Annotated in this window: 25 protein-coding genes, 1 tRNA gene and 2 pseudogenes; 18 read left to right on the top strand and 10 right to left on the bottom strand. The window is 37.5% G+C overall.

The window, feature by feature from the left end:
* Positions 1 to 75: 75 nt before the first annotated feature.
* The 3 genes from QV04_RS07270 to QV04_RS11805 all read right to left on the bottom strand — a co-directional run bounded on the left by QV04_RS07270 (position 76) and on the right by QV04_RS11805 (position 1266).
* Positions 76 to 152: transfer RNA gene (locus QV04_RS07270), tRNA-Ile, on the bottom strand.
* A gap of 353 nt (positions 153 to 505) precedes the next feature.
* On the bottom strand, positions 506 to 1102 hold the full coding sequence (locus QV04_RS07260; RefSeq protein WP_231924160.1) for a LysR substrate-binding domain-containing protein: 597 nt from the start codon (positions 1100 to 1102) through the stop codon (positions 506 to 508).
* Complete coding sequence (locus QV04_RS11805) at positions 1102 to 1266, bottom strand: LysR family transcriptional regulator (protein ID WP_231924159.1); 165 nt, start codon at positions 1264 to 1266, stop codon at positions 1102 to 1104. The genes QV04_RS07260 and QV04_RS11805 overlap by 1 nt, the downstream gene beginning before the upstream one ends.
* Before the next feature lie 184 nt (positions 1267 to 1450).
* On the opposite strand from QV04_RS11805, the gene dkgB reads away from it, so the two are divergent.
* Positions 1451 to 2257 carry a 2,5-didehydrogluconate reductase DkgB gene (gene dkgB, locus QV04_RS07255; protein ID WP_065231036.1) on the top strand — a complete coding sequence of 269 codons (807 nt, stop codon included), beginning with the start codon at positions 1451 to 1453 and terminating at the stop codon, positions 2255 to 2257.
* Between the two features lie 87 nt (positions 2258 to 2344).
* The gene (locus QV04_RS07250) at positions 2345 to 3526 is read left to right on the top strand and encodes an MFS transporter (protein WP_065231035.1); all 1182 of its coding nucleotides are present in this window, start codon (positions 2345 to 2347) and stop codon (positions 3524 to 3526) included.
* A 44-nt stretch (positions 3527 to 3570) separates the two neighbouring features.
* Here the strand turns inward: QV04_RS07250 and QV04_RS07245 are convergent, their stop codons facing one another.
* Entirely contained in the window at positions 3571 to 4464 is an 894-nt protein-coding gene (locus QV04_RS07245; RefSeq protein ID WP_065231034.1) for a LysR family transcriptional regulator, read from the bottom strand.
* 103 nt (positions 4465 to 4567) lie between these two features.
* On the opposite strand from QV04_RS07245, the gene QV04_RS07240 reads away from it, so the two are divergent.
* Positions 4568 to 5122, top strand: a complete 555-nt coding sequence (locus QV04_RS07240) for an NAD(P)H-dependent oxidoreductase (protein ID WP_065231033.1) — start codon at positions 4568 to 4570, stop codon at positions 5120 to 5122.
* Between the two features lie 11 nt (positions 5123 to 5133).
* Positions 5134 to 5421, top strand: a complete 288-nt coding sequence (locus QV04_RS07235; RefSeq protein ID WP_065231032.1) for a YciI family protein — start codon at positions 5134 to 5136, stop codon at positions 5419 to 5421.
* A 366-nt stretch (positions 5422 to 5787) separates the two neighbouring features.
* On the opposite strand, the gene QV04_RS07230 is transcribed toward QV04_RS07235, so the two are convergent.
* Positions 5788 to 6195: an OsmC family protein gene (locus QV04_RS07230; protein ID WP_065231031.1), complete on the bottom strand. Its 408-nt coding sequence runs from the start codon at positions 6193 to 6195 to the stop codon at positions 5788 to 5790.
* Positions 6196 to 6365: 170 nt separating this feature from the next.
* Between QV04_RS07230 and QV04_RS07225 the strand changes: the two genes are divergently transcribed.
* The 12 genes and pseudogenes from QV04_RS07225 (at position 6366) to QV04_RS07185 (ending at position 15850) form a co-directional block, all read left to right on the top strand.
* A complete protein-coding gene (locus QV04_RS07225; protein WP_065231030.1) occupies positions 6366 to 7352 on the top strand; it encodes a helix-turn-helix transcriptional regulator in 987 nt (328 codons plus the stop codon).
* A gap of 58 nt (positions 7353 to 7410) precedes the next feature.
* Positions 7411 to 8157: a PP2C family protein-serine/threonine phosphatase gene (locus QV04_RS07220; RefSeq protein WP_039086310.1), complete on the top strand. Its 747-nt coding sequence runs from the start codon at positions 7411 to 7413 to the stop codon at positions 8155 to 8157.
* Positions 8158 to 8216: 59 nt separating this feature from the next.
* Positions 8217 to 9053: an SIR2 family NAD-dependent protein deacylase gene (locus tag QV04_RS07215; RefSeq protein WP_065233344.1), complete on the top strand. Its 837-nt coding sequence runs from the start codon at positions 8217 to 8219 to the stop codon at positions 9051 to 9053.
* A gap of 60 nt (positions 9054 to 9113) precedes the next feature.
* Positions 9114 to 10526 (top strand): DUF262 domain-containing protein, encoded by a 1413-nt coding sequence (locus tag QV04_RS07210; RefSeq protein ID WP_065231029.1) that lies wholly within the window; start codon positions 9114 to 9116, stop codon positions 10524 to 10526.
* A gap of 1 nt (position 10527) precedes the next feature.
* Positions 10528 to 12411, top strand: coding sequence for a DUF262 domain-containing protein (locus QV04_RS07205; RefSeq protein WP_065231028.1), 1884 nt, complete (start codon positions 10528 to 10530; stop codon positions 12409 to 12411).
* A gap of 112 nt (positions 12412 to 12523) precedes the next feature.
* The gene (locus QV04_RS07200) at positions 12524 to 13030 is read left to right on the top strand and encodes an opioid growth factor receptor-related protein (RefSeq protein WP_039086305.1); all 507 of its coding nucleotides are present in this window, start codon (positions 12524 to 12526) and stop codon (positions 13028 to 13030) included.
* 169 nt (positions 13031 to 13199) lie between these two features.
* The gene (locus QV04_RS11530; protein ID WP_155275445.1) at positions 13200 to 13376 is read left to right on the top strand and encodes a hypothetical protein; all 177 of its coding nucleotides are present in this window, start codon (positions 13200 to 13202) and stop codon (positions 13374 to 13376) included.
* 179 nt (positions 13377 to 13555) lie between these two features.
* A complete protein-coding gene (locus QV04_RS11525) occupies positions 13556 to 13702 on the top strand; it encodes a hypothetical protein (RefSeq protein WP_156539694.1) in 147 nt (48 codons plus the stop codon).
* A gap of 76 nt (positions 13703 to 13778) precedes the next feature.
* Positions 13779 to 14219: pseudogene (locus QV04_RS11800) on the top strand (AAA family ATPase).
* Positions 14220 to 14532: 313 nt separating this feature from the next.
* Positions 14533 to 14730, top strand: a complete 198-nt coding sequence (locus QV04_RS07190; protein WP_039096738.1) for a hypothetical protein — start codon at positions 14533 to 14535, stop codon at positions 14728 to 14730.
* A gap of 26 nt (positions 14731 to 14756) precedes the next feature.
* A pseudogene (locus QV04_RS11795) lies at positions 14757 to 14964 on the top strand (IS1595 family transposase); the annotation flags it as partial.
* A gap of 556 nt (positions 14965 to 15520) precedes the next feature.
* Positions 15521 to 15850 carry a DMT family transporter gene (locus tag QV04_RS07185; RefSeq protein ID WP_039096736.1) on the top strand — a complete coding sequence of 110 codons (330 nt, stop codon included), beginning with the start codon at positions 15521 to 15523 and terminating at the stop codon, positions 15848 to 15850.
* A 513-nt stretch (positions 15851 to 16363) separates the two neighbouring features.
* Here the strand turns inward: QV04_RS07185 and potC are convergent.
* From potC to potA, 3 genes are read right to left on the bottom strand one after another with little or no spacing between them, the layout of a single operon-like run.
* Positions 16364 to 17134, bottom strand: coding sequence for a spermidine/putrescine ABC transporter permease PotC (gene potC / locus QV04_RS07180; protein WP_013744973.1), 771 nt, complete (start codon positions 17132 to 17134; stop codon positions 16364 to 16366).
* Complete coding sequence (potB, locus tag QV04_RS07175) at positions 17134 to 17994, bottom strand: spermidine/putrescine ABC transporter permease PotB (RefSeq protein ID WP_039081185.1); 861 nt, start codon at positions 17992 to 17994, stop codon at positions 17134 to 17136. Before potB ends, potC begins: the two co-directional genes overlap by 1 nt.
* The gene (potA, locus tag QV04_RS07170; RefSeq protein WP_013744971.1) at positions 17975 to 19096 is read right to left on the bottom strand and encodes a spermidine/putrescine ABC transporter ATP-binding protein PotA; all 1122 of its coding nucleotides are present in this window, start codon (positions 19094 to 19096) and stop codon (positions 17975 to 17977) included. The genes potB and potA overlap by 20 nt, the downstream gene beginning before the upstream one ends.
* Positions 19097 to 19355: 259 nt before the next feature.
* Between potA and pepT the strand changes: the two genes are divergently transcribed.
* On the top strand, positions 19356 to 20597 hold the full coding sequence (gene pepT, locus QV04_RS07165; protein WP_065231027.1) for a peptidase T: 1242 nt from the start codon (positions 19356 to 19358) through the stop codon (positions 20595 to 20597).
* Between the two features lie 106 nt (positions 20598 to 20703).
* On the opposite strand, the gene sbcB is transcribed toward pepT, so the two are convergent.
* Entirely contained in the window at positions 20704 to 22119 is a 1416-nt protein-coding gene (gene sbcB / locus QV04_RS07160) for an exodeoxyribonuclease I (RefSeq protein WP_065231026.1), read from the bottom strand.
* A 261-nt stretch (positions 22120 to 22380) separates the two neighbouring features.
* Here sbcB and cspD point away from each other — a divergent pair, with 261 nt between their 5' ends.
* Positions 22381 to 22590 carry a cold shock domain-containing protein CspD gene (gene cspD, locus QV04_RS07155; protein ID WP_013744968.1) on the top strand — a complete coding sequence of 70 codons (210 nt, stop codon included), beginning with the start codon at positions 22381 to 22383 and terminating at the stop codon, positions 22588 to 22590.
* 86 nt (positions 22591 to 22676) lie between these two features.
* On the opposite strand, the gene tdeA is transcribed toward cspD, so the two are convergent.
* Positions 22677 to 24047, bottom strand: a complete 1371-nt coding sequence (gene tdeA, locus QV04_RS07150) for a toxin/drug exporter TdeA (RefSeq protein WP_065231025.1) — start codon at positions 24045 to 24047, stop codon at positions 22677 to 22679.
* Between the last annotated feature and the right edge of the window lie 47 nt (positions 24048 to 24094).

The following is a 24094-nucleotide window of genomic DNA, read 5'->3' as shown; positions in this document are numbered from 1 at the left end:
ATAGAACAAGTAGAATTTTATTATTTAGTTTTAATAGTTAATTCATTGGAAACAATGGAAAGCATAGCGCTAAATTGGTGCCCCCAACAGGACTTGAACCTGTGACCAATCGATTATGAGTCGACTGCTCTGACCGACTGAGCTATGGGGGCAGTGGGTAAGACGGCAAAGATTATAGTCAAAGACAGAAATGAAGTCCAGCATTGTATCCAAGCTTATGTTTTTTTTGCGTAATTTTCACGCATTGAAGGGGGCGGATGGCTACGCGTGTTGCTTTTTTAGTCAAAATGCCTAAGTAATTAGAATCTTGCCTAATTCTGAATGCAAGCTGCTCTTTTGGAACAAGTTGCTCAAGGCTTACCATCTTAAGCCCATACTGGGGAAAAGGATTTTAACATTCAGGTATCTTCTTTTATATTGATACGGTTGTTAGATCAAAGATCTAGCTTTTTGTCTAGATCATTGTTAAAAGCCTTACCAACTTGGAAATTTGTATCTTTTCTTCTTACTTTTCACACCACGGTTGTTGCGGCAAATATTCACTTAAAAAATCGATCAATAGAGCGATTCGAGCGGTAAGTTGGTGATGACGATAATAAACGGCATAAATTGGTTGTAAGATTTTTTGTCGCAGATCTGGCAAAATTTCTACTAGTTCGCCATTTTTTCGTGCTTGTTCAGTCATCATATCGGATAAACAGACCACGCCGACGTGATTAAGCGCCAGTGCCAATAAACTTTCTCCACTGGAAGCGATCACGCTAGGCGTAATCGTGAGTAAATGACCAGAATTGTCTAACAATGGCCATTGGTTAAGGTGCGCCGGTTGGCTGAACCCCAACAGGCGATGTTGCAATAACTGATGTACGCTATCAATTTTCCCTTGTTTTGCCAAATATTGCGGTGTCGCCAAAATACGGATGGCACTTTTACCAAGCAACCGAGCGTGCATTGAGGAATCTTGTAATTCTCCGACCCGAATTGCCACATCAGTGCGTTCTTCCAATAAATCGATCAGGCTGTCATTGCTGTTCAGTTCTAATTGAATTCGAGAATAGCGTTGTAAAAATTCTGCCATCGCCGGAATCAAAACGTGCCGCATCACCGGAGCAGCAGTGTCGTTTCTAAATCGCTTTCCAGTTTTGACAGGCTACGACTCACGGCAGACACCGGCAAGTTCAGACTTTGTGCTGCGGCGCTGATCGACTTCTTTTCCACAATTTGTACAAAAATATTTAGTGCTTCAAGATTTAGTTTCACATTCATTGTTCCGAGTGAAAGGGACAGTGCGGTTGAGATTATCTGAATGATTGAGTGAATACAAGATTATTTTTGCAAAATTTGCAAATATTATTTGCAAATTCCCCTATTTTTCTAAAGTAATCACTTCCCTATAATGCGCGCCATCAACGAAACAGAAATTAAACCATTAAGATGAAGGAGAAAAAAAATGACAATTCCAAATTTCGGGGTAGGGACTTTCCGTTTACAAGGTCAGGTCGTGATTGATTCGGTGAAAAATGCGTTGGATGTTGGTTATCGTGCAATTGATACTGCACAAATTTATGGTAATGAGGCGGAAATTGGGCAGGCAATTGCAGAAAGTGGTGTAAATCGTGATCAATTCTTTTTAACTACAAAAATCTGGGTAGATAATTACAGTGCCAATAAATTGGAAGATAGCCTAAAAGAGAGTTTGCGAAAATTGCGTACTGATGTGGTGGATTTAACCTTGATTCACTGGCCGGCACCGAATAATGATGTAGCGTTGCCGGAATATATGAATGCGCTGCTTGAGGCGAAAAAAGCAGGATTAACGCGTCAAATCGGGATTTCTAATTTTAATATTGAATTGACTAAGAAGGCGATGGCGGTTGTCGGCAAGGAAAATATTGCCACCAATCAAATTGAGTTAAGCCCTTATCTGCAAAATCCGAAATTGGTGAGCTTTTTGCAAGAGCAAGGCATAAAAATCACCTCTTATATGACGTTAGCTTATGGCAAAGTGTTGAACGATCCGGTTTTAACACAAATTGCACAAGCACATAATGCGACTACTGCACAAGTGGCGTTAGCGTGGGCATTGGCGCGCGGTTTTGCGGTGATTCCGTCTTCAACCAAACGAGAAAATTTAATTTCCAACTTAAAAGCGTTAGAACTCAAACTCAGCGATCAAGAAATTGAAATGATCAATGCATTAGACCGCGGCAGTCGTGAAGTTAGCCCTGAAGGCTTAGCTGCTGAGTGGGACGATTAATATTTGCTTTTGCCTGTGAAAGCGTGGAATTTCTGCTCTTTCATTCAATACATAACACAATCGTTTTTAAATTAAGAGAGGAATTTAATGCCAGTTGCTTTATTTGCCCTAATGATTGGGGCTTTTGCTATCGGAACAACCGAATTTGTGATTGTTGGATTAGTGCCGACCATTGCACAAAGTTTAGCTATCAGCGTACCGTCTGCCGGCTTATTAGTTAGTTTGTATGCGTTGTCCGTTGCCATTAGTGCGCCTTTGCTCACTGCAATGACAGCACGTTGGCAACGTCGTAATGTACTTCTGTTTTTAATGGCCATTTTCGTGGTGGGAAATCTATTGGCGTGGCAGGCAACCAATTTTTCTACACTGATTGGTGCAAGAATTGTGACGGGGTTGGCACACGGTGTATTTTTCTCAATTGGCTCAACCATTGCGACACAATTAGTGATAAAAGAGAAAGCTGCTGCTGCAATTGCAATGATGTTTACTGGACTTACTGTGGCGTTGGTAACCGGTGTGCCATTGGATGCCTATATCGGGCAACATTTCGGTTGGCAAACTACCTTTTTAGCGGTGATGTCTTTGGGGGTGATCGCCTTTATCGGTGCATTATTATTTGTGCCGAAAAATTTACAGCAACCTAAACCAGTGAAATTGATCCAACAATTGGATGTGATTCGTTCACCTCAGTTACTGCTGGTTTATGCGATGACCGCATTAGGTTACGGTGGAACTTTCGTGCTATTCACTTTTTTATCACCGATGTTACAACAATTAGCTGGTTTTAACGGCAATGATGTCAGTTTGATTTTGGTTGGTTACGGTATTGCAGTTGCACTGGGCAATACATTGGGTGGTAAATTGGCAGATAAGCTGGGTACGGTTCGTTCGCTAAAATATATTTTTAGTGTACAAATGTTGGTGTTGTTCTCTTTTTATTTCACCGCACAAAGTGCGTGGGTGGTGTTAATTAGTACAATATTATTGGGTTTAACCAGTTTTGCTAATGTCTCACCACTGCAATTATTAGTGGTCGAACAGGCAAAAATTGATGCTCCACAGTCAGTGGATGTAGCTTCTGGTTTGAACATTGCCGCCTTTAATTTGGGTATTACTATTGGTTCAGGTATTGGTGGTCAAGTAGTGGCGAAGCTCGGATTATTGGATACTGCGTGGGTCGGTGCTATTATTCTGGCGATTACACTATTGCTGGTTTCTTTATTCAACAGAATGCAACAAGTGAAATGTTCAGAGCAAGTTTTTGCCTAATTGAAGTCAATAACAGAAACCTGTGAGCGATCACAGGTTTTTTCTTATAGAAATTTTTCCAGTAAAAAGTTAATCACCGCCGCCACACGCTTTATTTTTTGGCTGGCTTGTGGGTAATACACATACACAGGCGGATAGGTTCGCCAATAGTCTTGCAACACGGGGATAAAGTCAGCTTTATCGGTTAGTTGTTGATAAATCGGGGTGAATAAACGCCCAATGCCTAAGCCCGCACGCACGCCGTCTGCGATGGTGTCGATGTCGTTACAAATCATCGGCGTGGGCATTTCGATGCTTTGGCTTTCGCCGTTTCGTTCCAAAATCAAGGGCAAAATTTGTCCTGTGGTGATGAAACGGTAGCCGATTAAACGGTGTTGGTGCAGATTTTCACGGCTCGGCATACCGTATTGTTTCAGATAGCCGTCTGAAACATATAGCCCCTCTTGAAAGGCAGGCAGAAGCTGGCGTGCCACCATATTTTCATCGATTTTGTCGCCAAAGCGAATGCCTAAATCAAAGCCTTGTGCCACCAAATCCACCGTGCCGTCATACACGGAAATGTCCAAGCAAATATGCGGATAACGGCGATGAAACTCCGCCAAATGATCTTGCAAAATCAATCGGTAAGCAAAGCGGGAAAGGGTAATCCGCACCAAACCCGATGGCGCGTGTTCCTCGCCAAGAAACTGTTCCAAACGGCTATCCAATTCCCGCATTAACGGCTCGGTTTGTGTGAGCAACCTCGCTCCAGCCTCCGTGAGCTGAACCCGCCTTGTGCTACGCCAAAACAACGGCATATCCATTGATTGCTCCAACAGCTTCAAGGCTTGGCTTACGGAAGGGCTGGTAATTCCCAGTTTCCTCGCCGCCGCATTAATACTCCCCTCTTGGGCAATGGCGTGGAAAATTTGTAGTTGGTGGTAGGTGGTGCTGTTCATTCTTCGATTTCCCCTAATTCTGTTTTAGTTATTATTAGTCTATTCAATGCAATTATTCTTGTCTATACTGTGCAACCTATTCCTTTAAATAAAGGAAAAAACAATGTCTATTCTCATCATCTCCAGCCACCCCAATTTAACCCAATCGGTGGCAAATCAAACCATTTTGAACCAGTTAAAAACCCTTTTGCCAACGGCAGAATTTGTGCATTTGGATAGCCAATATCCTGATTTCCGTATTGATGTGGCGGCGGAGCAAAACCGTTTAATGCAAGCGGATACCATTGTGTTGCAATTCCCGTTTTATTGGTACAGTTACCCTGCCTTGTTGAAAAAATGGGTGGACGAGGTGTTTGTGTATGGCTTCGCACATGGTTCGACTGGCGATAAAGTGAAAGGCAAAAAGCTGGTGATGTCGTTCACCACGGGCGCGGCGGCGGAGCAATATCAGCCAGAGGGGGCGATGCGTCATACTGTTGAACAATTTTTGCCTGCGTTTCAACAGCTTGCCTTTTTGTGCCAAATGGAATGGCAACCGCCTGTGTATTCCAACGGAATGATGACCATTCCCAACGTCAGCACGCCTGAGCAAATCGCTGAAGTGCAAGCCAAAGCGGTGGCACACGCCGAGCGTTTAGCGGCACAGTTGCAAAAATAAGGAAGTGCGGTATGTTTTTAGTACAAATTTTATTAGCACCCAGCGATGCGGTGAACGCTTTATTAGACGGACACCGTGCGTGGCTGAAACAATACACCGAGGAGGGCAACTTCTTGCTGTTTGGACCTTACGATAACCACAAAGGCGGCTTAATCCTCGCCCAAGTGAGCAGCGAAGAGACCTTGCAAGCGATTTTGTCAGAAGATGTGTTTTACCATAACGGTTTAGCGGATTATCAAGTTACCGCCTTTAGCCCAAGATGGATCAACGCCGAAGGCTTGCAGGAACAAATTATTTAGTTACTCTGGCAAGGTAGGCTAAAGCGTTGCTATTGTTGAGAGCTTGAAAAGTACATTTACCTATTTAATCGGTGATGCTTTGGTGAAATTGGGCTAGTTATGATCGCTGACGGCAAGTTAAGCTTCGGCTTAACAAACGGGTAGCATATTGGCCGTTTATATAGCATTAGTCGTTTTATCGATTTTTGCGAAGAGAAAACGCTATATGCAAAAAGCGAAATTAGGCATTAAGATTTCTTCAACTTTATTTATCAATAAGGACAAGCTTAGACCTGTCCTTATTTTTATTTCTTCTGTATAAAGAAAAGTTAAAATAAGCAAAAAAATACGTCTAAACTAACCGTATTTTTTCACAAACAAGATGTTTTAGAGGTAATGAAAACGGAACTCTTGCATTAATTCTGCACTTAAACTTTTTGCCACAGGGCAGGTGTGTGCAGCTTCTTCTAAAACACGGCGACTGTTTTCATCTAGCTCTTGGGATAAATAAAAATCCAAGCTAACGCGAGCCACCCGACGAGGATTTAATGCCATTTCTTTTTCAATTTCAACTCGAGTACCGCGTAAATCAAGATCCAACGCTTTCGCCTTAATACCCATAATTGTCATTGCACAAGTAGCGAGGGAAACAGCGAGCAAATCTGTTGGCGAAAATGCTTCACCCTTGCCATTATTATCCACAGGGGCATCAGTGGAAATTTTATCGCCACTTTGCAAATGCACCATATCGTTGTGTAAATCGCCTGTGTAATGAAGTGTTGAGATGTGTCCCATATTAAACTCCTTTTGTTATGATGTTGTTAAGATGATGTTTTTTCAAGCGTTAGATTAAAACAGTCGTGATGTGGAAGCAAGGAAAAAAGTGCGGTCATTTTTCACCGCACTTTATTCACTTGCTTTTGCTATAATTTTATAATTGAAGCTAGAGGGAATTGTGGAAAATTATGACAACTCGATCAAAAGATATTGATGCTACGTTCTTGCAACTAGAAATTTTAAGGATTATTCCTAGGCTGCCAGCGAGCATAGAGGCGAAAACGATTCACGAAAAACTGAAAGATTTAGGCTTTAATCGTGATTTACGTAGTATTCAGAGAACGCTACAAGCACTTTGCTTACATTTTGACGATTTAGAATGTAACAACGATAGCAAGCCTTATACCTATTATTGGAAAGAGCGTTCAGCTGGATTTGCGCTACCCGTTTTAAATGAGCAACAATCACTATTACTCAAACTTGCAGAAAAACAACTTAAATATCTGTTACCTGCAAATATTATGTCCTCAATGAAACCTTTTTTCGAGCAAGCTGATAGAATGGTTTCAGGTACTTACCCAAATGACAAAGAGAAGCCTACACATCAATGGCTTGATAAAGTTTGCATCACACCGGCAAGTTTACCGTTAATTCCTGCCAAAATAGAAGATGATATTTTTTCGGCTGTTAGCCAGGCTTTGTATCAGAACAAGCTATTAAAGATTGAATATCAAAATTCAAGTGGTAAACGATACTTTGCAACTGTTATGCCTTTGGCAATTGCACAGCAAGGTGCGAGCATTTACCTCATTTGTCGTTTTGATGGATTTTCTGATACTCGAATGTTGGCAATGCATCGTATTTGTAAAGCAGACATTTCTACATTTAGCTTTGAACGACCGAAAGATTTCAACTTACAGGTTTATCAAGATGAGGGATATTTAGGTTTTACAAGTTATCAAAATGTTCGCAAAATTCGCTTGACTTTTTCTATTGCAAAATGGGCAGGATTTCATTTAACGGAAACACCTCTTTCTTACGATCAACAAATTTTAGAAGAAAGCGATAAACATTACCGTTTTCGTGCAACCCTGCCTGAAAATGATATGCTGGAGTGGTGGCTTTTAAAATTTGGAGAAGATATTTGGGATATTGAGCGAGAGCCATTAACATAGTTTACACGCTATATAATTTGAATAAAACTCCTTGCAAATAGCCAATTAGGAGAACTTTATGCCATTTCAACTTACATTCTGCCAGCAAGCTGGTAATGATAAAAAACACAACCAAGATGCCTTATTCAATGGGGTGAACGTTTACCAATGGAAGCTAAAAAATGCTGAAAATGTTATTTTATATGAGGATAGCGTAATTTTTGGCATCGCCGATGGCGTTTCTAATAGCCCAAAACCTCAACTCGCTAGCCGATTTTTAATGGAACAATTAAGTCAATGCCAATCGCTTAGTTCAGCTTGGCTAAGGGATATTCAAAATAAGTTAAGTGAACGATATGCACAATCTTATTTTGGAACAAGTAGTACCTTTGTTGGCTGTGAATTATATGCAGATGGAAGTGGTAAAATAGTCAATACAGGCGATAGCCGAGCCTATAAAATCACGATAAATGGCGAGTGGCAACAACTCAGTTTTGATCATACTATTCTTGCTGAAATGCAGGCTCAAGGTTTGGCTGATGAGCAAACGGAATATGCGGCAATGTATCAAGGTTTATCTGATTGTATTAGTGCTAATTTTGATGAGGCAGATTTCCGTATTCATATTGCAACATTTCAACTAGCAAAAGGCGAAAGCATATTACTTTGCTCAGATGGTTTACACAATTACATTACGCCGATACAGGTTAAACAAATTTGGCAAAAATATCCTAATAGCATTGAACGTTTTCAAACTTGCAGAAAAATAGTAAAAAAGTACCGCACTTATGATGATTTTTCTGTCATTTTGTGCGAATTTTTATAATTTAACGACATAATTTGTCGCTTCTCTAGCTAAAATGATAAAAAACAAAGGAGGAAGCGATGAATAACGATCTAAATTATGCGGTTGAACTTATCCGCCAAGCTGATGGCATTCTAATTACTGCAGGGGCTGGAATGTCTGTTGATAGTGGTCTGCCAGATTTTAGAAGTGTTGGAGGATTTTGGAATGCTTACCCCCCCCCCCCCCTTAAAAAATTTAATTTGCAATTTATAGATATTGCAACACCACTTGCCTATGAACAACGTCCTGAACTTGCTAAATGGTTTTTTGCTCATCGCTTAAATCAATATCGTCAAGCCGAACCTCACGAAGGTTATACCATTTTAAAACGCTGGGCAGAAAATAAGCAATATGGTTATTTTGTATTTACCAGTAATGTGGACGGGCATTTTCGTAAAGCAGGGTTTAATGAAAGTCGAATTTACGAGTGCCACGGCACGTTAGATCGCTTGCAATGTATGAATAATTGTCAAAACCAATCTTGGTGGTCTTATGGCTACAAGCCTATTACGGATGACGAACAATGTATGGTCGTGAGTGAAGCACCAACTTGCCCCAATTGCGGAGGCTTAGCACGGCAAAATGTAATGATGTTTAATGACTATACTTATTGTGAAAACTATCAACTTGCTAAACATATACGACTTAATGAATGGCTAGGTAAAGCCCAGCGTCCAATAGTCATTGAAATCGGTGCAGGAAAAGCCGTACCGACAGTTCGCCATTTTTCCGAACGTATCGCCAAGCAGAAAAAAGGTGGTTTAATTCGTATTAACCCGATTGATGCAGGTGTGCCAAAAATGCACTTTTTGAGCTTGAAAATGGGAGGATTAGAGGCGTTGAGAGCGATTGATGAGTTATTGCAAGCAGATTAAATCTGATGAAATTTTGTTACAATATGTTGTATTTCAAATTTTAGAAAGCAGGAAAATAGAATGACTAAAGAAATTGCAAAAATAAAAAAAATTAAAGAAATAGTGAAGGATATGAAATTATCTATTCCAAACTATCAGAGACCCTATAAATGGACGGAAAAAAACATTGTCCAACTGTTAAATGATCTTTATTCTAATTTTGAAGAAGATAAAAAAGTTTATCGAGTTGGAGCGATAGTTATACATGAAGATAAAACTGAAAATAAATCTAATATTGTAGATGGACAACAACGGTTAATTAGTTTGTCATTAATTTTATATTTATTGAATAAAGATAGCTCCTCACCATTATCAGGCTATTCCTTACCATTATCAGGCTATTCCTTACCATTATTAAATGAAAAACTTCCTCATAGCATTAGTGCTGATAACTTAATAAAAAATAAAAATGCAACCGAGCAGTTTATTCAAGATAGAGTAAAAGATAAGAAGGCATTTTCCAACTATATTTTAGATATATGTGAATTGGTTTATATTGAATTAGAAAATATTGATGAAGCATTCCAGTTTTTTGATGCTCAAAATGCAAGAGGTAAATCCCTTGCACCCTATGATTTACTTAAGGCATATCATTTAAGAGAGCTAGATGCAGATAAGCAAACCGTTTATCAATGTGTAGAAAATTGGGAAAAGGCAGTAGATTCAGAGGTTGCTGATTTAGAACACGTTATTAGTAAGACACTGTTTCGATTACGTCGCTGGTATAAGTATCAACAGGCTGAATCTTTTACCAACAAAGAATTAGATACCTTTAAAGGGGCTAATATTGGTGATAATTATCCTTATATTAATCAGCAGTTAGCGAATTTTAATTTATATAAGCTATATCAGGAGTTTCCTACGAAAATAGATCCCCGATTCAGTCAGTTGAATTTTCAATCCACCCAACCTATGATTAATGGCGAATTGTTTTTCAGATATATTGAACATTATAGACAAAACTATATATTTTTATTTGATAAAAAGACTGGATTTTTAAATGATCTTAAAATTTTTAAAGAGAAATTAGATTCTTTGCAAGAAGGTGAACGATTAAACTCTTTGAAAGAATATGGATTATTACATTTTATTAATAGCTATCCTGGTGCTAATCGCGTAGGCGATAGGTATATTAAAAACTTATTTCAATGTCTAGTGATGCTTTACTATGATAAATTTGGTCAAAAGCATCTCGTTAAAGCAATAGAGAAATGTTTTAGATGGTGTTATCGCATTCGTTTAATGCAAGGAAGAGTTTTTTATCGAACAATAGAAAATCAAGTATATAGTGAGAATAGCCTATTTTCTCATCTTATAAGAGTAGATAATCCAAGTGAGTTTTTAGAATTTATTATTGATAAATATGAACAAAAATTTGATTTAAATAATCATACAGGTTTATTCACATTACTTAAATTTGATTTGGGGGAATAAAATGGAAAATAATCAAGTGAAAACATTAACAGTAAGTGAGTTATGCAATGGTGATAAATACATTATTCCAATTTACCAACGTAATTATGCTTGGGGAAGAGATGAAATTGAATTGTTGATTGAAGATATTTCAGAAGCACAATCAAAAAATAAGGAAAATAATTATTATATTGGTAGCTTAGTCGTTGCAAAACGAAAGGATAGTTATGAGGTTATTGATGGGCAGCAACGGCTAACAACATTGAAATTGTTATTAAGTTATTTTAATAATGATCCAAATGTTTTAAATAAGGATTCAAATATTAATTTGAATTTTGAGTATCGTGATGAATCAAATCAAAGCCTAAATAATTTAGGCAAAAATAATGAATATGGAAATAGTATAGAAATAGGGTATAAATTTATCTTAGATATTTTTAGGGCAAAAAATAAGGAAGATAATTTTGAGTTTTTTGATTTTTTACTAGATAAAGTGGTGATTTTAAGAACTGAAGTGCCAGAGGATACAGATCTTAATCACTATTTTGAGATTATGAATAATCGAGGTGAGCAGTTAGAGAAGCATGAAGTATTAAAAGCTAGATTAATGGAGAAACTCCTTAATGAGGATAAAAAACTATTTGCCTTAATTTGGGATGCCTGCTCAGATATGTCTGTATATGCGATTAAACGATTTCCTTATTCAAAGGATAATAATAAAAATATAAGAACTTCAGACGCATTTTTTGGTGAGCTAGTAAATAAAATACCAGAAAGTTTCGATTCAATGAAAAGCACCTTGAATGAAATTCAAAATACTAATGGTGAATCCAATAATGAGAGCGTTTTAAATTTATTGAAAAATACTGACAATAATAAATCTAATCAAGATAAAAGCAATTATGAAGATGGAAATTTTAAATCTATTATTGATTTTCCAAATTTTTTAATGGTTGCATATAGAATCTTTTCTAAAAAAGATATTCCATTAAATGATAAATATCTTCTTAGTGAGTTTAATAACCCTAAAAGATTTTCTTTAATAGACAGCACTCCAGAGAAGATAAAGGAGTTTATAGTTTGCTTACTAAGAATTAGGCTCATCTTTGATAGATATATTATAAAATCAAAAGAGGAAGAAGACCGTTGGATTTTAAATGGTATAAAAAGATATAAAAATGATTCCTTTAATGAAGTGAATACCTTTGGAACTACTTTCGAAGATCCCAATAATGATGGTACAGATGACTTACCTGAGAATCATACTCAAATAGTACAGCTATTGTCAATGTTTCATACTTCATTTAGACAAAAGATCTATAAAAACTGGTTGTTTGATGTTTTAGAAAAACTAAATCAATCTGATGAATTAAAAAATACATATGGTTTAAGTTCTAATAAATATATAGAGATTCTAGAGCAATTGGCTTATGAATATTATAAAGATGATAATAGACAGGAATTATTGAAGAAAGGTGGACTGGCTATACCACATTATATCTTTAACTATGTAGATTATCTGTTATGGAAAGATTGGGATAATCTTGGTAAGGATAATAAATTTTTGAAAAAAAGTGATTTTGTATTTTCATTATCTCGCAACTCTATTGAACATTATTTAGCTCAAAGTAAAAGGGATAGTTTACTTCCTAGGAATGAAACTGAAGAGAATAAAAATCGCCTTTTAAATAGCCTTGGTAATCTATGTCTGATTTCACATTATCAAAATTCATCATTAAATGATGAAGTTCCATCGGAAAAAAGAAAGCGGTATGAAAGTGGAAGTTTAAAATGTATTAGCCCTAAGCAAGCACTAATGCTTTCTTATGATACTTGGGGTAGTGAAGAAATTAAAAAACATAATGAAGATATGGGAAAAATTTTAAATCCTGAAGAAAATAAATAATAGTATTAGCTAAAGTGGAAACCCCTGCGAAATCAGGGGTTCGGATGCAATAAGATGTTGAAATGTTCGAAAATGATAAGTGGATTAAATAATAATATTATAGGTATTTATTATGAATCAGCACCCTATTATTGAATTTTATCAAGGCAAACGAAAAACAAGTCAGTTTAATCTGAGCTTAGAAGAAACGTGGAATCTTGAAAAAATTATATTAAATCAAGGCTATTTTTGGATTGCGTGGTTGTTTCCCGTAGAAAAACCATCAAAATGGAATAATCTCGCACCCGCATTTCAGCCACAGGATACGGCGTTTTTCCGCAATGATCCCAATATTCAAGAGAAGTTTTTCACAACCTTTAAACATATTATCGGTTATTGGGGATTATATTTGGAAAACGGTGAACTCAAAATTAGCGAAGAAGTAAAAAATCGACATTATTGGATTAGGGATATTGGACACGAGGACAAAAAAATCTCTCGTATTATCGTAAGCCTTAATTTATGTGGACAGCCAGAACTTGCAAAACAATTGCAACATATTGCTATTCAATTGGGAATGGAGAAAGGTACACCGAAACCTGAAACAGTTGAAATTTGGAAGCGGTTATTAGATGAATAATCGTTTTTATCTGCTAAATGTAAGTGGTTGCATAACTAAAAATCTCTTTTATCTGGTTTTAGGAAGGTTAAAAGTTGATATATATTTAAAATATAGATGTTTTTTGCGACACTAATTGTCTCACTTATAAATATAATTTTTCGTGTGAAATCACTACAAGGAATGTTTTATGAGTAAATATCAATTAAACCCTGCAACCTTTTCGCTTTATTCTGAAAAAATTATGCTAAAAACGATGTTTGGGTATAAATTCGTTTCAGAATTTTTTCGTAATAATGGTTATGATGATGACGATGTGGCATATGCTCTTGGCTTGCCACAAGAAACGGAAACAGATGTAATTTAGCTAAACGTACAGAACTTCTTGAATTAACTGCTTGTGAAAAAATGATTATGAAATTTGCATTTCATTTACGGACAGAACGAAATTTGCGTGATTTGCTGGAATATCTGTCTAATGTCGATTTAAGCTAGGCTGCGTCAATTTTAGCAAACTTGATCAATCATTCTCAGAAAGAGGTAACATTGGCACTCACAAAGCGAAGCAAATTAATGAGTTATGGTTTGATTGGATCCCATCGTTATTCTGAGCAACTTCACGATTACTTAGGTTGGAGAGAGGCTTTAGATTTTGGCGATTTGTCATTTTACCCATTATTGAAGAATTCTTAATCAAGCGAATGACCTTGCCACATTACCTTCTACATTAAAACTTAGCCATTATGATTATATCACTAAAAATAGTGAAATGATGCTAAATTACCTTGAATTTGCCATAAAACGCAAGAAAAGAGGGGTAAATATGTTGCTTTATGGTGTGCCAGGAACGGGTAAAACCGAATTTGCAGTGCTATTAGCTGAAACATTAAATCTACCCGCTTATACAATGGTAAGCTAAGATGAAGATAGTGGTATGTTAAGTGGTAAAACACGTTTAGAAAACTGCCGTTTAGCACAAAAATTGCTGGCAGGAAAAAAAGCCATTATTATTTTTGATGAAGTGGAAGATGTTTTCTCAAGCTCCTTAATTGACCATTCTGTTGCTCAAGAATATAAAGCCTGGGTCAATGACTTTTTAGAAAATAATACCATTCCAATGATTTGGATATCTAACTCAGTGACTTGCATTGATAATGCCTATTTACGCCGTTTTGATATAGTGTATTGGAATACCGATGTTACCGAGTAAACATAAAGAATAACTGATTACATAGCTAGTAGGAGATAAACGTTCTGCTGATTATATTCAATATTTTGCTCAAAATTCTGATTTATCACCTGCTGTATAAACCGTACTTTAAATATAATCAATGTGTTGCTACAGAGAATGCGGCAGATTTTGCAGATAAAGCATTAACAATGTTTAATCAAATGCTCGCTTGGCAAGGCTTATCTCAATAGGCGAAAGAGAATAATATGGTGTTGATTTTTGACGAAATCGAAACTTTTTATTTACTCAAAAAAGCGGATAATATAGTTGAGAACATAGCCAAGTAAATGAAATGCTGACTCAAATTAAAAAATTTGAAGGTTTACTCATTGTTTCAACGAATTTAATAGATAATCTCGATCTTGCTGCTTTATGCCGTTTTGACTTTAAATTACATTTTGAATATTTAGAGCCAGAACAACGAAAAGATGTAGCTATCAGTCAAGCAAAGAAACTAGGCTTAACAAGTTTAAATAAGGGGCTGACGTAGATTAGCTAGTATGCTAACCTACAAAAATGAAGATAACTCATTGTAAATTAAAGAAATCTATACAGAAAAAGCTTCTTGAGTTTTTTGTGTTAGAAGTAGCAGCTCGTTCAGCAGCATTGTTTTATAGAAAAGTTAGAAAAGCAATCCGCTACCATTTGGCAAGCTAACGAAATCTTTGATGGAGAAATAGAACTAGATGAGAGCTATTTTGGTGGAAAACGTAAAGGCAAAAAACTATTTCTTTCCGTAAACACCGCAGGCGATGAAAGCATTTATCAACCAAATGGCTATACTAAACGTACCATTGATGAATTTCTTTTTCCTTATGATGTAATGGTCTATTCAGCTCAAATGGTAAAATTGCCCAACGTATGCACTTATGGTATAGGCTATCTTGCTCACACAGGACAAGAAATAGAAAAAGTTGATGCTCGAACGTCAGAACACGTTGAACGTGTATTAGCCATATTAAAGTAACCACAGCCCGTTGTATTTAATTAATAAAGGGGATTTTCCCCTATTTTAATGACACCAACATCAGCGAATTTACTATTTGGTCGGCTACATAGCCTCGGTAAGCAATCGTTTTAGCTTAATCAGGTGAGTGCGTTCACCTAATTTTTTCAGACGGCATTAAATAAAGTGCGGTCAGAAAAATACGCGTTTTTTAATAAAGATATTTCGTTCAATATGAATGACTTTGCATACAAATTCGCTGAAAAAACAAGTCTATAATAGCAAATGCAAAAAGGCTATAATACCGCTTTTCAGAAAATATAAGAGGTAAAAAATGGCGTGGTTATGGCTGGCTTTGGCGATTGTGTCGGAAGTGTTTGGTTCAACAATGTTGAAATTAAGCGAGGGCTTTAGCAAATTATTGCCCTCAGCTGGCGTGGTGGTCGGCTTTGGCTTGGCGTTTTATTTTCTCAGCCTCGCCCTCAAAACCTTGCCACTTGGCACAGCTTATGCGGTATGGGCAGGCGTGGGCTTGGTGCTGACCGCCATCGTGAGTATGCTGTTTTTCGGCACAAAAGCAGACGCAATGGGGCTGCTCGGCATTGCGTTTATTCTCGTGGGCGTGGTGATTTTGAACGCATTTTCACACATGGCAGCCCACTAAATCGCTCAATCCCCACAGCAAAGTAATGCCGTATGATGTTGAAAGTAAACAACAATCCTACGGCGTTACATATTGATAGTTATTAAACAAAACACCCACAACCACAACAAATATAGGAACAACAATGAAAAAAATCCTAACCACCCTCGCCCTTGCCGACAGCCTCAATGTGCAGGCAGCCCCCGTGATGAACTTCTTTGAACTGGGTATCGCACAAGGGTAGCACGCCGAATTTAACCAAGTGGGCAAGCACAATATCGACACCTCCATTGCCAACGAAAAAGGCACACTGGCGATGTATGCCGTGCAGCCCAGCGAATAAACCTAGTAACGATACACTCTACAAATGCTTGATGATGCAATATAAATTAAAGTGATTTTCATAAAAATATTTGAATGATGATAATATCCTTGATATTGCTTGTTACCTTTATCCAAAATATTAAACTCCCATAAGTTGTAGTTCAATTTATGGGAGTTTATTTTGAAGATAAGTAATTAATCAGTAATAAATTATGTCTTACTTTTTCTTGAAATAATTTGACTTAGTACTACTAAGGTCAAAGATACGATAATCATAATGGTCGCCAATGCGTTCACTTCCGGAGTGACACCGGTTTTAACCAATGAGAAAATGCGTAACGGCAGCACTTCATAGCTAACGCCTGTGACGAAAGATGAAACCACAACATCGTCAAGTGAAATGGTAAAACTGAGCAACCAACTTGAAACGATCGCAGGCAACGCTAAAGGCACAATAATTTTACGCAAAATGGTCATTTCACTTGCGCCTAAATCACGTGCCGCTTCCAGCATTTTTATATCAAACCCTTTTAAACGGGAGAAAACGGCAACCACCACGTAAGGTAGGCAGAAAGTGATATGGGCAAATAATAATGACCAAAATCCTAACGAAATACCGACCAGCATAAAGAGGGCTAAAAGTGACACTGCCATAACAATATCTGGTGACATCATAACAATGAACAACATCCCACCGACAAATTTTTTACCTTTGAATTGGTAGCGATAAAGTGCAATTGCGGTTAATAAACCTACCAATGTTGCACCGGTCGCAGCGAAAAAGGCGATGGTGACTGAGTGGAATGCTGCATCCAATAGAGTATTATTATTGGCTAAACGTTCATACCAATTTAAACTGAAACCTTTCCAAGTTAGGCCATAACGATCTAAATTGAAGGAATTGACCACTAAAATAATGATTGGAATATACAAATAAGCATAAACCAAAAATAAGAAAATATTCCGCAATGAACGTTTCATTATTCCAACTCCGATTTCTTGTTAAATAATTTACCTGCACGGTAATAGACGAACAATAACAATGCCATAAGAATGGTTAATGCAATACTGATTGATGAACCGAACGGCCAGTTACGTGAGATTAAGAATTCGCTCTTAATGACATTACCGACAAGCAACACTTTCGCACCACCGAGAAGGTCGGCAACATAGAACATTCCCATCGCCGGTAACAGCACTAACAGACAACCGGCAATAATGCCCGGCATTGTTAACGGTAGGATGATTTTAATAAAACGTTGGAATGCGTTGGCACCTAAATCTTTTGCCGCTTCCAGTAAACGATAATCCAACTTCTCAATAGAGGAGTACAAAGGCAGAATCATAAACGGCAATAAAATATAGACCAAACCGATAATAACGGCGACTTCCGTATTTAAAATACGGATTGGGGTATCAATAATACCGAGCCAAAGCAGTGTATTATTTAAAACCCCTTTAACGCCAAGGAAAATTTTCATCCCATAAATACGGATGAGTGAGTTTGTCCAGAAGGGCAAAATCACTAAAAACAGCATAATCGGACGAAATACCGGCTTCATTTTGGCAATCATAAAGGCAAAAGGATAGCCGATTAATAAACAAATGATAGTGGCAACACCGGACATATAGAGCGAGTTCCACAACACCTGCGCATAGAGCGGTTCAATTAAGCGTTTATAACTGTCTAAAGAAAAGGTAAATTCAACCAAATTACTGCTGTCACGAGTTAAAAAACTTGTGATCAACACCAACAGATTCGGTATTAATACAAAAAAGATTAGCCACGCAAAGATAATAGTGACAGTAAAAGTTTGAAATTTACGCGTTGTCATCTTCATCATCAAGTACCACTTCCCAGCTTTCAACCCAAGTTATAGCGACTTTCTGATTGAGAGAATGATCGACATCCGGATCATCTTCATTGAAAAATTCGCTGACCAATACACGATTACCGCCTTCAAGTTCAACGGTTGACTCTAACGTCATCCCTTTATAGTTACGTTCGCGTACATAACCGATTAACCCTTCGTGCGATTGCTTATCGTGTACCTCTTCGATGCGAATATCTTCCGGACGAAGCAATACTTTTAATTTTTGTCCGACTGAAACGGGGCGAGTAACATAAATTTCACAGATACGGCCTTCAACGTTGGCTTGTACTCGTTTTTCATCAATGCGTTGCAGTACGGTGGCATCAAAAATATTGATTTCACCAATAAATTTTGCCACAAATAAATTTTTCGGCTCTTCGTAAATTTCTCGTGGTGTGCCGTCTTGCTCGATATTACCTTGACGTAACACGATGATACGATCCGACATTGTTAATGCTTCTTCCTGATCGTGTGTAACGAAAATAAAGGTAATGCCAAGTTTACGTTGTAGCGCTTTTAATTCATTCTGCATTTGTTGACGCAGTTTGTAATCCAAAGCAGAAAGTGACTCATCCAACAATAATACTTTCGGTTTATTTACTACCGCACGTGCGATCGCAACACGTTGTTGTTGACCACCGGAGAGTTGAGCTGGTTTACGATCGGCAAAATCAGCTAATTGCACCATTTTTAGTGCTTCAAGAACACGTGGTTTAATTTCTTCGTTTGGCACTTTTTGCATACGTAGGCCAAACGCCACATTTTCAAAAATTGTCATATGTGGAAATAATGCGTAGCTTTGGAATACGGTATTGATGTTGCGCTGCTCCGCAGGAATATCGGTAATGTCTTTACCATCAAGGATTATGCGACCGCTATTCGCCTCTTCGAAACCGGCAATTAAACGTAAAATTGTGGTTTTACCACAACCGGAAGGACCTAAAATTGTTAGGAATTCACCATTATTGATGGTGAGGTTAATATCTTTAATGATTGTTTTACCATCATAGGATTTAGTGAGTGATTGAAGCTCAATAATCGGCTTTTGTTGTTGAACTGAATTTTCCACTATCTTTGTTTTTCCTCCTAAGTCAAAAAACTATTCAATACCCACGAGAATTACATCTATAAGAAATTGGCAATGATATAGTGATCAACTCATAATTGAAAGCCTATAAGCTAAAAATTTTTAAAAAATTAAAAGTTTTCCTGTAAATAGATTGATTAATTCGTAAATGTTGTTGATTTACATCATATGGCGAAGCTACGGATGTGATAGCATTTTACGCCTGAATTTTCGATGATTTTTTAGAAATACGGGGGCTAAGATGTACTCAGAAGAAAAATTACGCCAAGGATTGTTGGATCGCTTTTTGCATTATGTCAGTTTTGATACCCAATCCAAAGAGGGAGTTAAACATTCACCGAGCAGTCGAGGACAATGGTTGCTGGCTCAATACTTAATGGAAGAGTTGAAAGGTTTGGGCTTGGCTCAAGTGGAAATGTCACCTGCCGGCATCGTTACTGCATTGTTGCCTTCCAATATTCCGAATAATCGTACCACGATCGGTTTTATTTCCCATTTGGATACTTATCCCGGCACTAAAGGCAAAGATATTAAACCGGAAGTGATTAATGAATATCGGGGCGGTGATATTGCATTAGGTTTGGGTGAAGAATTTATCAGCCCGGTACATTTTCCTTTTTTGCAAAAATTAGTAGGGCATACTTTAATTGTTACTGATGGTACAACTTTATTGGGTGCGGATAATAAAGCCGGAATTGCGGAAATTATGACGGCGTTATCGATGATCATCAGCTATCGTTTGCCTAGAGTTAATATTCGGGTTGCTTTCACACCCGATGAAGAAATTGGTGTTGGGATGCAGCACTTTCCTATTTCACGTTTTGACTGTGATTGGGCTTATACGGTTGATGGTGGCGGAATAGGTGAGTTGGAATATGAGAATTTTAATGCAGCAACAGCAATCATCAGCATAAAAGGTGAGTCAATACATTTAGGTTCTGCCAAAGATAAATTAATTAATGCGCTATCATTGGCATGTCGTTTTCACCAACAGTTACCTGAGAACGAAGTGCCGGAAAAAACTGATGGGCGACAAGGGTTCTTCCATTTGGATACGATTAATGGCGATATTGAATATTGTGAGATGAAATATTTAATTCGTGATTTTAGCGCACAAGGTTTTGCGGAACGTAAGCGGTTATTGCAAAAACAGGTTCAACATTTTATTGAGCAGTATCAGTTGTCTGATCGAATGCAGATTGAGATTACTGATAGTTACCATAATATGCAGAGTATGGTGGCGAAAGTGCCACAAAGTGTTGAGATGGCTGACACCGCAATGAGAAATTGTGGCATTACACCGAAACATAAAGTGATTCGTGGCGGTACGGATGGTGCCTGGTTGTCTGAAAACGGCATTGCTTGCCCGAATTTGTTTACCGGAGGATATAATTTTCATAGCAAACACGAGTTGGCAAGTTTAAATGAAATGCTGCAGGCAACGAAAGTAATTATCGAAATTGCCAAACTGGCGAAAAAATAACGATAAATCCACAGTGGATTTAGGATCTGCATCTTAAAAAGCTGGCACTGACAGCCAACTGATTAAGGTGCAGATTTTTTTGTATAGATCGGAAGCGTTGTGAGCATTAATCCGACAGTTTTAGGCTATATTCATATAAATTTTGCAATAACAGCAGCTTGCTTTCATCATTGGCATATTGTGCGGAAAGCATTTCAAATTCAGCAATAAATTCGGCACTGCTTGCATCCAATTTAGCGTGACAATATTTTTGCCATTTGATCTGTTCGGCACGAGATAAGGTCTTATAGAAATGTCTGGCGCGATAGCGGAATAACAATTCAGGAATGCGTTTATCTTGAAAGGTTAAACTGTGATTTGCCAGCTGTTCCGGCGATAATGTGCGTAAAATAGCCAAATTATTTTTATCTGAATATGAGAAAAAACCTTTGTACAGTGCGGTTTCCACATCATCATAATCATTGTCGTACTCTTCTAAAAATATTTGATGAACTTTTTCGCGGATTTCCGGCATTGCTTGCAGTTTAGCCAGATTAGTTAAACATTGTTGTCGATCGATACCTACCCGTTCAGCATCTTGCGGACGCAATGTTTTTGCCGGCGCTAAGATTGGACATTTATTGCAATGCACTAATTTTAATGGCACTGATTTTTTGCCTTGTAATTCCAACTCTGCTTTTTTGGTATAAAGATTCTGCTTTAATTCTTCAACGCTCAAGGTAAGCAGATCATCAATATCCGCTGCCAAATCACAAAAAATCACCGCATTTTTATTGGTCGGGTGTGGAGCCAATGGCACCATCCAGCTGATATTACTACGATAATTGCCCAACATTCCGGAAACGTGAACTAAAGGCGTCATATTGACATAATCGATGAGTTCCTCGATTTCCTTTTTTGATCTATGGGTAAAAAAGTAATCAAACAGTTTTGGTTGTTGCTGCTTAATCAGTTTTGCCATTTCAATGGTGGCATAAACATCGGACATTGCATCGTGGGCGTGACTATGTTCTATATTGTTGGCTTTCGTTAATAATTCCAAGCGGAAACTCGGCATTCCTTCATCATCATAGACCCAATTAATGCCTTCAGGGCGAAGTGCATAGGTGGCACGAATTACGTCTAGCAAATCCCAACGAGAATTGCCTTGACTATAACTATATGCATAAGGATCAATGAAATTACGGTAAAAAGTGTAACGCGTCATTTCATCATCGAAACGAATATTGTTGTATCCCATAATGCAGGTGTTCGGCTGACTAAACTCTTCTAAAATTTTAGCAGCGAATTCAGGTTCGCTAATGCCTTGTTGATTACAGAGTTGCGGTGTAATGCCGGTGAGTGCTACTGCCGCCGGGTGCGGCAGATAATCGTTGGTCTGTTTGCAATATAAAACAATCGGTTCGCCGATAATATTGAAATCTTTATCGGTGCGAATGCCGGCAAATTGCGCCGGTCGATCTCTGGCAGGGTCTACGCCGAAACTTTCATAGTCATAAATAAAAAAGGAAAAATCGTTCATATTATGAATTAGTTACTAAAATGGATGTAATAGTTGATGATTATAGTGAATCATTTCCTTTCAGAAAACCCGAAATTAAGAGACTAATTAATAGTGATTAGTCTCTTTTTGAACAAATTTGCTAAATTTATGTGATCTTCCGCTAATTTTGAAGATTATGTATTTGATTTATGAATAAAGTTGGATAAATATGTAATCAGTACAGGGCGATCCTGCCGTTGTATATTTTAATTAAGTCAAAATCCATTATTCGAGGTTATTATGGAAATCGGTGTAGTTAAGTGGTTTAACAATGCAAAGGGGTTCGGTTTTATTTCTGTTGAAGGTCACGAGGGTGATATTTTTGCTCACTATTCTGTGATAGAAATGGACGGATATCGTTCGTTAAAAGCTGGGCAAAAAGTACAGTTTGAAGCGGTTCACGGTGATAAAGGTTCACACGCAACAAAAATTGTACCAATTGTTGAATAAACATATTTATCTAGTCGTACAATAAAAAAGATACACTGATAAATCCACAGTGTATCTTTTTGTTTATTTGATTTTAATGTACATCACTATTTTTTCATATAGTAACCAGCCATTGCTTGATATACCGCAGTTTCATTTTGAATTAACTGATATTTTTGATTCAAAATAGAAATTTGCGAGGATTTTTCGGTATTGGCTGCAGTTAGCCAATCTTTCAACTCGGAAACGCCGGCATTGTAGCGATCACGGTAATATTGGCTGATACGTTTATCGTAGTTATATTTATCCTGTAAGTTGTTATAACTACGTTGGGATTGTTGGTATGTAAAATATAGTGCATCAATCTCATTCAGTGCGTTGGTGATACTTTGTTCAAAGCCTAAACGTGCTACTTCATAATTTGCTTCTGAAATTTTGACGTTCCATTTTACGGTTTGCCAAGAGAGGAACGGCAGTGTGATGCCTAATGTACCGACACCATATTGAGTATCAGTAGCATTGCTGACTTTATTGCCTTGCACTTGTAATGAACCAGCAAGTGAAATTTGTGGGAACCAGCTTTTTTGCATTGCTTTAGCATCTTTAAATGCGCTTTGTAAACGATATTCTGCTGCACGTACATCCGGACGGTTAGCAATGACAGAAACAGGCACATTTAGATTTACGCCCGGCAATTTCACTGAAAGCAGATCTGGCAACTGAATATGTAATGGATCGGTTGGTTTTAAGTTGAGCAGATTATGCATTGTTTGCTGTGCAGTTTTTTGTTGGGCTTGTAGTTCTAATAAAGTGTTGCGAGCCATCAACACTGCTTGTTTGGCTTGTGCACTGCTTAAGCCGTCAATAACACCATAACGCTGTTTATTCTGTACTACATTATCAATTTCGTTGTAATAACGTACAGAATCTTCTGTTGCTTTAATTGCATCATTTAAATACGCCAAACTGTAATAGGTGTTAATCACACTATTAATTAAAGCAAGACGAGCGGCAGCAAGATCTTCAACGGTTGCTTTATGTTCCCATTCCGCAGCATCGGCGGAATCAGCCAATTTACGCCATAGATCAAGCGTATAGCTAATATTTAAATTGCCAGTATGAGTAATAACGGAATTTCCTCCGCTTTTAATATCTTTTCTTGCTTGAGATTCACTACCGCCGCTGAATGTTGGCACTAGATCAGCGCCAAGTAAATTGGCTTTATAAAGAGCAATATTAACGGCAATGGCACTTTTTGCTAAATCCAAATTATTTTTTAATGCAGTATCAACTAATTGATTCAGTTGCGGATCATTGTATAGTTTCCACCACTCTTCATTCACGTTAAATTGTGAGGTTGCATCAATATATTGTTGGAAATTTTGTTCACTGGCTTTCAAAGAATCATCTAAATTGGCACAGCCGACCAATGCGGTTGAAAGCAGTAGTGCAATAGTGATTTTATTAAATGTTTTCATAGTTATCCTTATGTCTAAAACGTTGTAAAAAATTATAGCAATTCATA

The sequence above is a fragment of the Gallibacterium genomosp. 1 genome (assembly GCF_001678575.1).
In the GTDB taxonomy this organism is placed as follows: Bacteria; Pseudomonadota; Gammaproteobacteria; order Enterobacterales; family Pasteurellaceae; genus Gallibacterium.
This window is presented reverse-complemented; position numbering and strand designations above follow the sequence as displayed.

What these genes read in the sequence shown, in the direction of transcription:
- QV04_RS07250 (WP_065231035.1), top strand. Translation starts at nt 2,345, where the DNA reads ATGCCAGTTGCTTTATTTGCCCTAATGATTGGGGCTTTTGCTATCGGA.
- QV04_RS07220 (WP_039086310.1), top strand. Translation starts at nt 7,411, where the DNA reads ATGCCATTTCAACTTACATTCTGCCAGCAAGCTGGTAATGATAAAAAA.
- QV04_RS07200 (WP_039086305.1), top strand. Translation starts at nt 12,524, where the DNA reads ATGAATCAGCACCCTATTATTGAATTTTATCAAGGCAAACGAAAAACA.
- QV04_RS11530 (WP_155275445.1), top strand. Translation starts at nt 13,200, where the DNA reads ATGAGTAAATATCAATTAAACCCTGCAACCTTTTCGCTTTATTCTGAA.
- QV04_RS11805 (WP_231924159.1), bottom strand. Translation starts at nt 1,266, where the DNA reads ATGAATGTGAAACTAAATCTTGAAGCACTAAATATTTTTGTACAAATT.
- QV04_RS07230 (WP_065231031.1), bottom strand. Translation starts at nt 6,195, where the DNA reads ATGGGACACATCTCAACACTTCATTACACAGGCGATTTACACAACGAT.
- QV04_RS07185 (WP_039096736.1), top strand. Translation starts at nt 15,521, where the DNA reads ATGGCGTGGTTATGGCTGGCTTTGGCGATTGTGTCGGAAGTGTTTGGT.
- tdeA (WP_065231025.1), bottom strand. Translation starts at nt 24,047, where the DNA reads ATGAAAACATTTAATAAAATCACTATTGCACTACTGCTTTCAACCGCA.
- QV04_RS07215 (WP_065233344.1), top strand. Translation starts at nt 8,217, where the DNA reads ATGAATAACGATCTAAATTATGCGGTTGAACTTATCCGCCAAGCTGAT.
- QV04_RS07225 (WP_065231030.1), top strand. Translation starts at nt 6,366, where the DNA reads ATGACAACTCGATCAAAAGATATTGATGCTACGTTCTTGCAACTAGAA.
- cspD (WP_013744968.1), top strand. Translation starts at nt 22,381, where the DNA reads ATGGAAATCGGTGTAGTTAAGTGGTTTAACAATGCAAAGGGGTTCGGT.
- QV04_RS07190 (WP_039096738.1), top strand. Translation starts at nt 14,533, where the DNA reads ATGCTGACTCAAATTAAAAAATTTGAAGGTTTACTCATTGTTTCAACG.
- QV04_RS07240 (WP_065231033.1), top strand. Translation starts at nt 4,568, where the DNA reads ATGTCTATTCTCATCATCTCCAGCCACCCCAATTTAACCCAATCGGTG.
- potB (WP_039081185.1), bottom strand. Translation starts at nt 17,994, where the DNA reads ATGAAGATGACAACGCGTAAATTTCAAACTTTTACTGTCACTATTATC.
- sbcB (WP_065231026.1), bottom strand. Translation starts at nt 22,119, where the DNA reads ATGAACGATTTTTCCTTTTTTATTTATGACTATGAAAGTTTCGGCGTA.
- QV04_RS07245 (WP_065231034.1), bottom strand. Translation starts at nt 4,464, where the DNA reads ATGAACAGCACCACCTACCACCAACTACAAATTTTCCACGCCATTGCC.
- QV04_RS07205 (WP_065231028.1), top strand. Translation starts at nt 10,528, where the DNA reads ATGGAAAATAATCAAGTGAAAACATTAACAGTAAGTGAGTTATGCAAT.
- pepT (WP_065231027.1), top strand. Translation starts at nt 19,356, where the DNA reads ATGTACTCAGAAGAAAAATTACGCCAAGGATTGTTGGATCGCTTTTTG.
- QV04_RS07210 (WP_065231029.1), top strand. Translation starts at nt 9,114, where the DNA reads ATGACTAAAGAAATTGCAAAAATAAAAAAAATTAAAGAAATAGTGAAG.
- dkgB (WP_065231036.1), top strand. Translation starts at nt 1,451, where the DNA reads ATGACAATTCCAAATTTCGGGGTAGGGACTTTCCGTTTACAAGGTCAG.
- potC (WP_013744973.1), bottom strand. Translation starts at nt 17,134, where the DNA reads ATGAAACGTTCATTGCGGAATATTTTCTTATTTTTGGTTTATGCTTAT.
- QV04_RS07235 (WP_065231032.1), top strand. Translation starts at nt 5,134, where the DNA reads ATGTTTTTAGTACAAATTTTATTAGCACCCAGCGATGCGGTGAACGCT.
- QV04_RS07260 (WP_231924160.1), bottom strand. Translation starts at nt 1,102, where the DNA reads ATGCGGCACGTTTTGATTCCGGCGATGGCAGAATTTTTACAACGCTAT.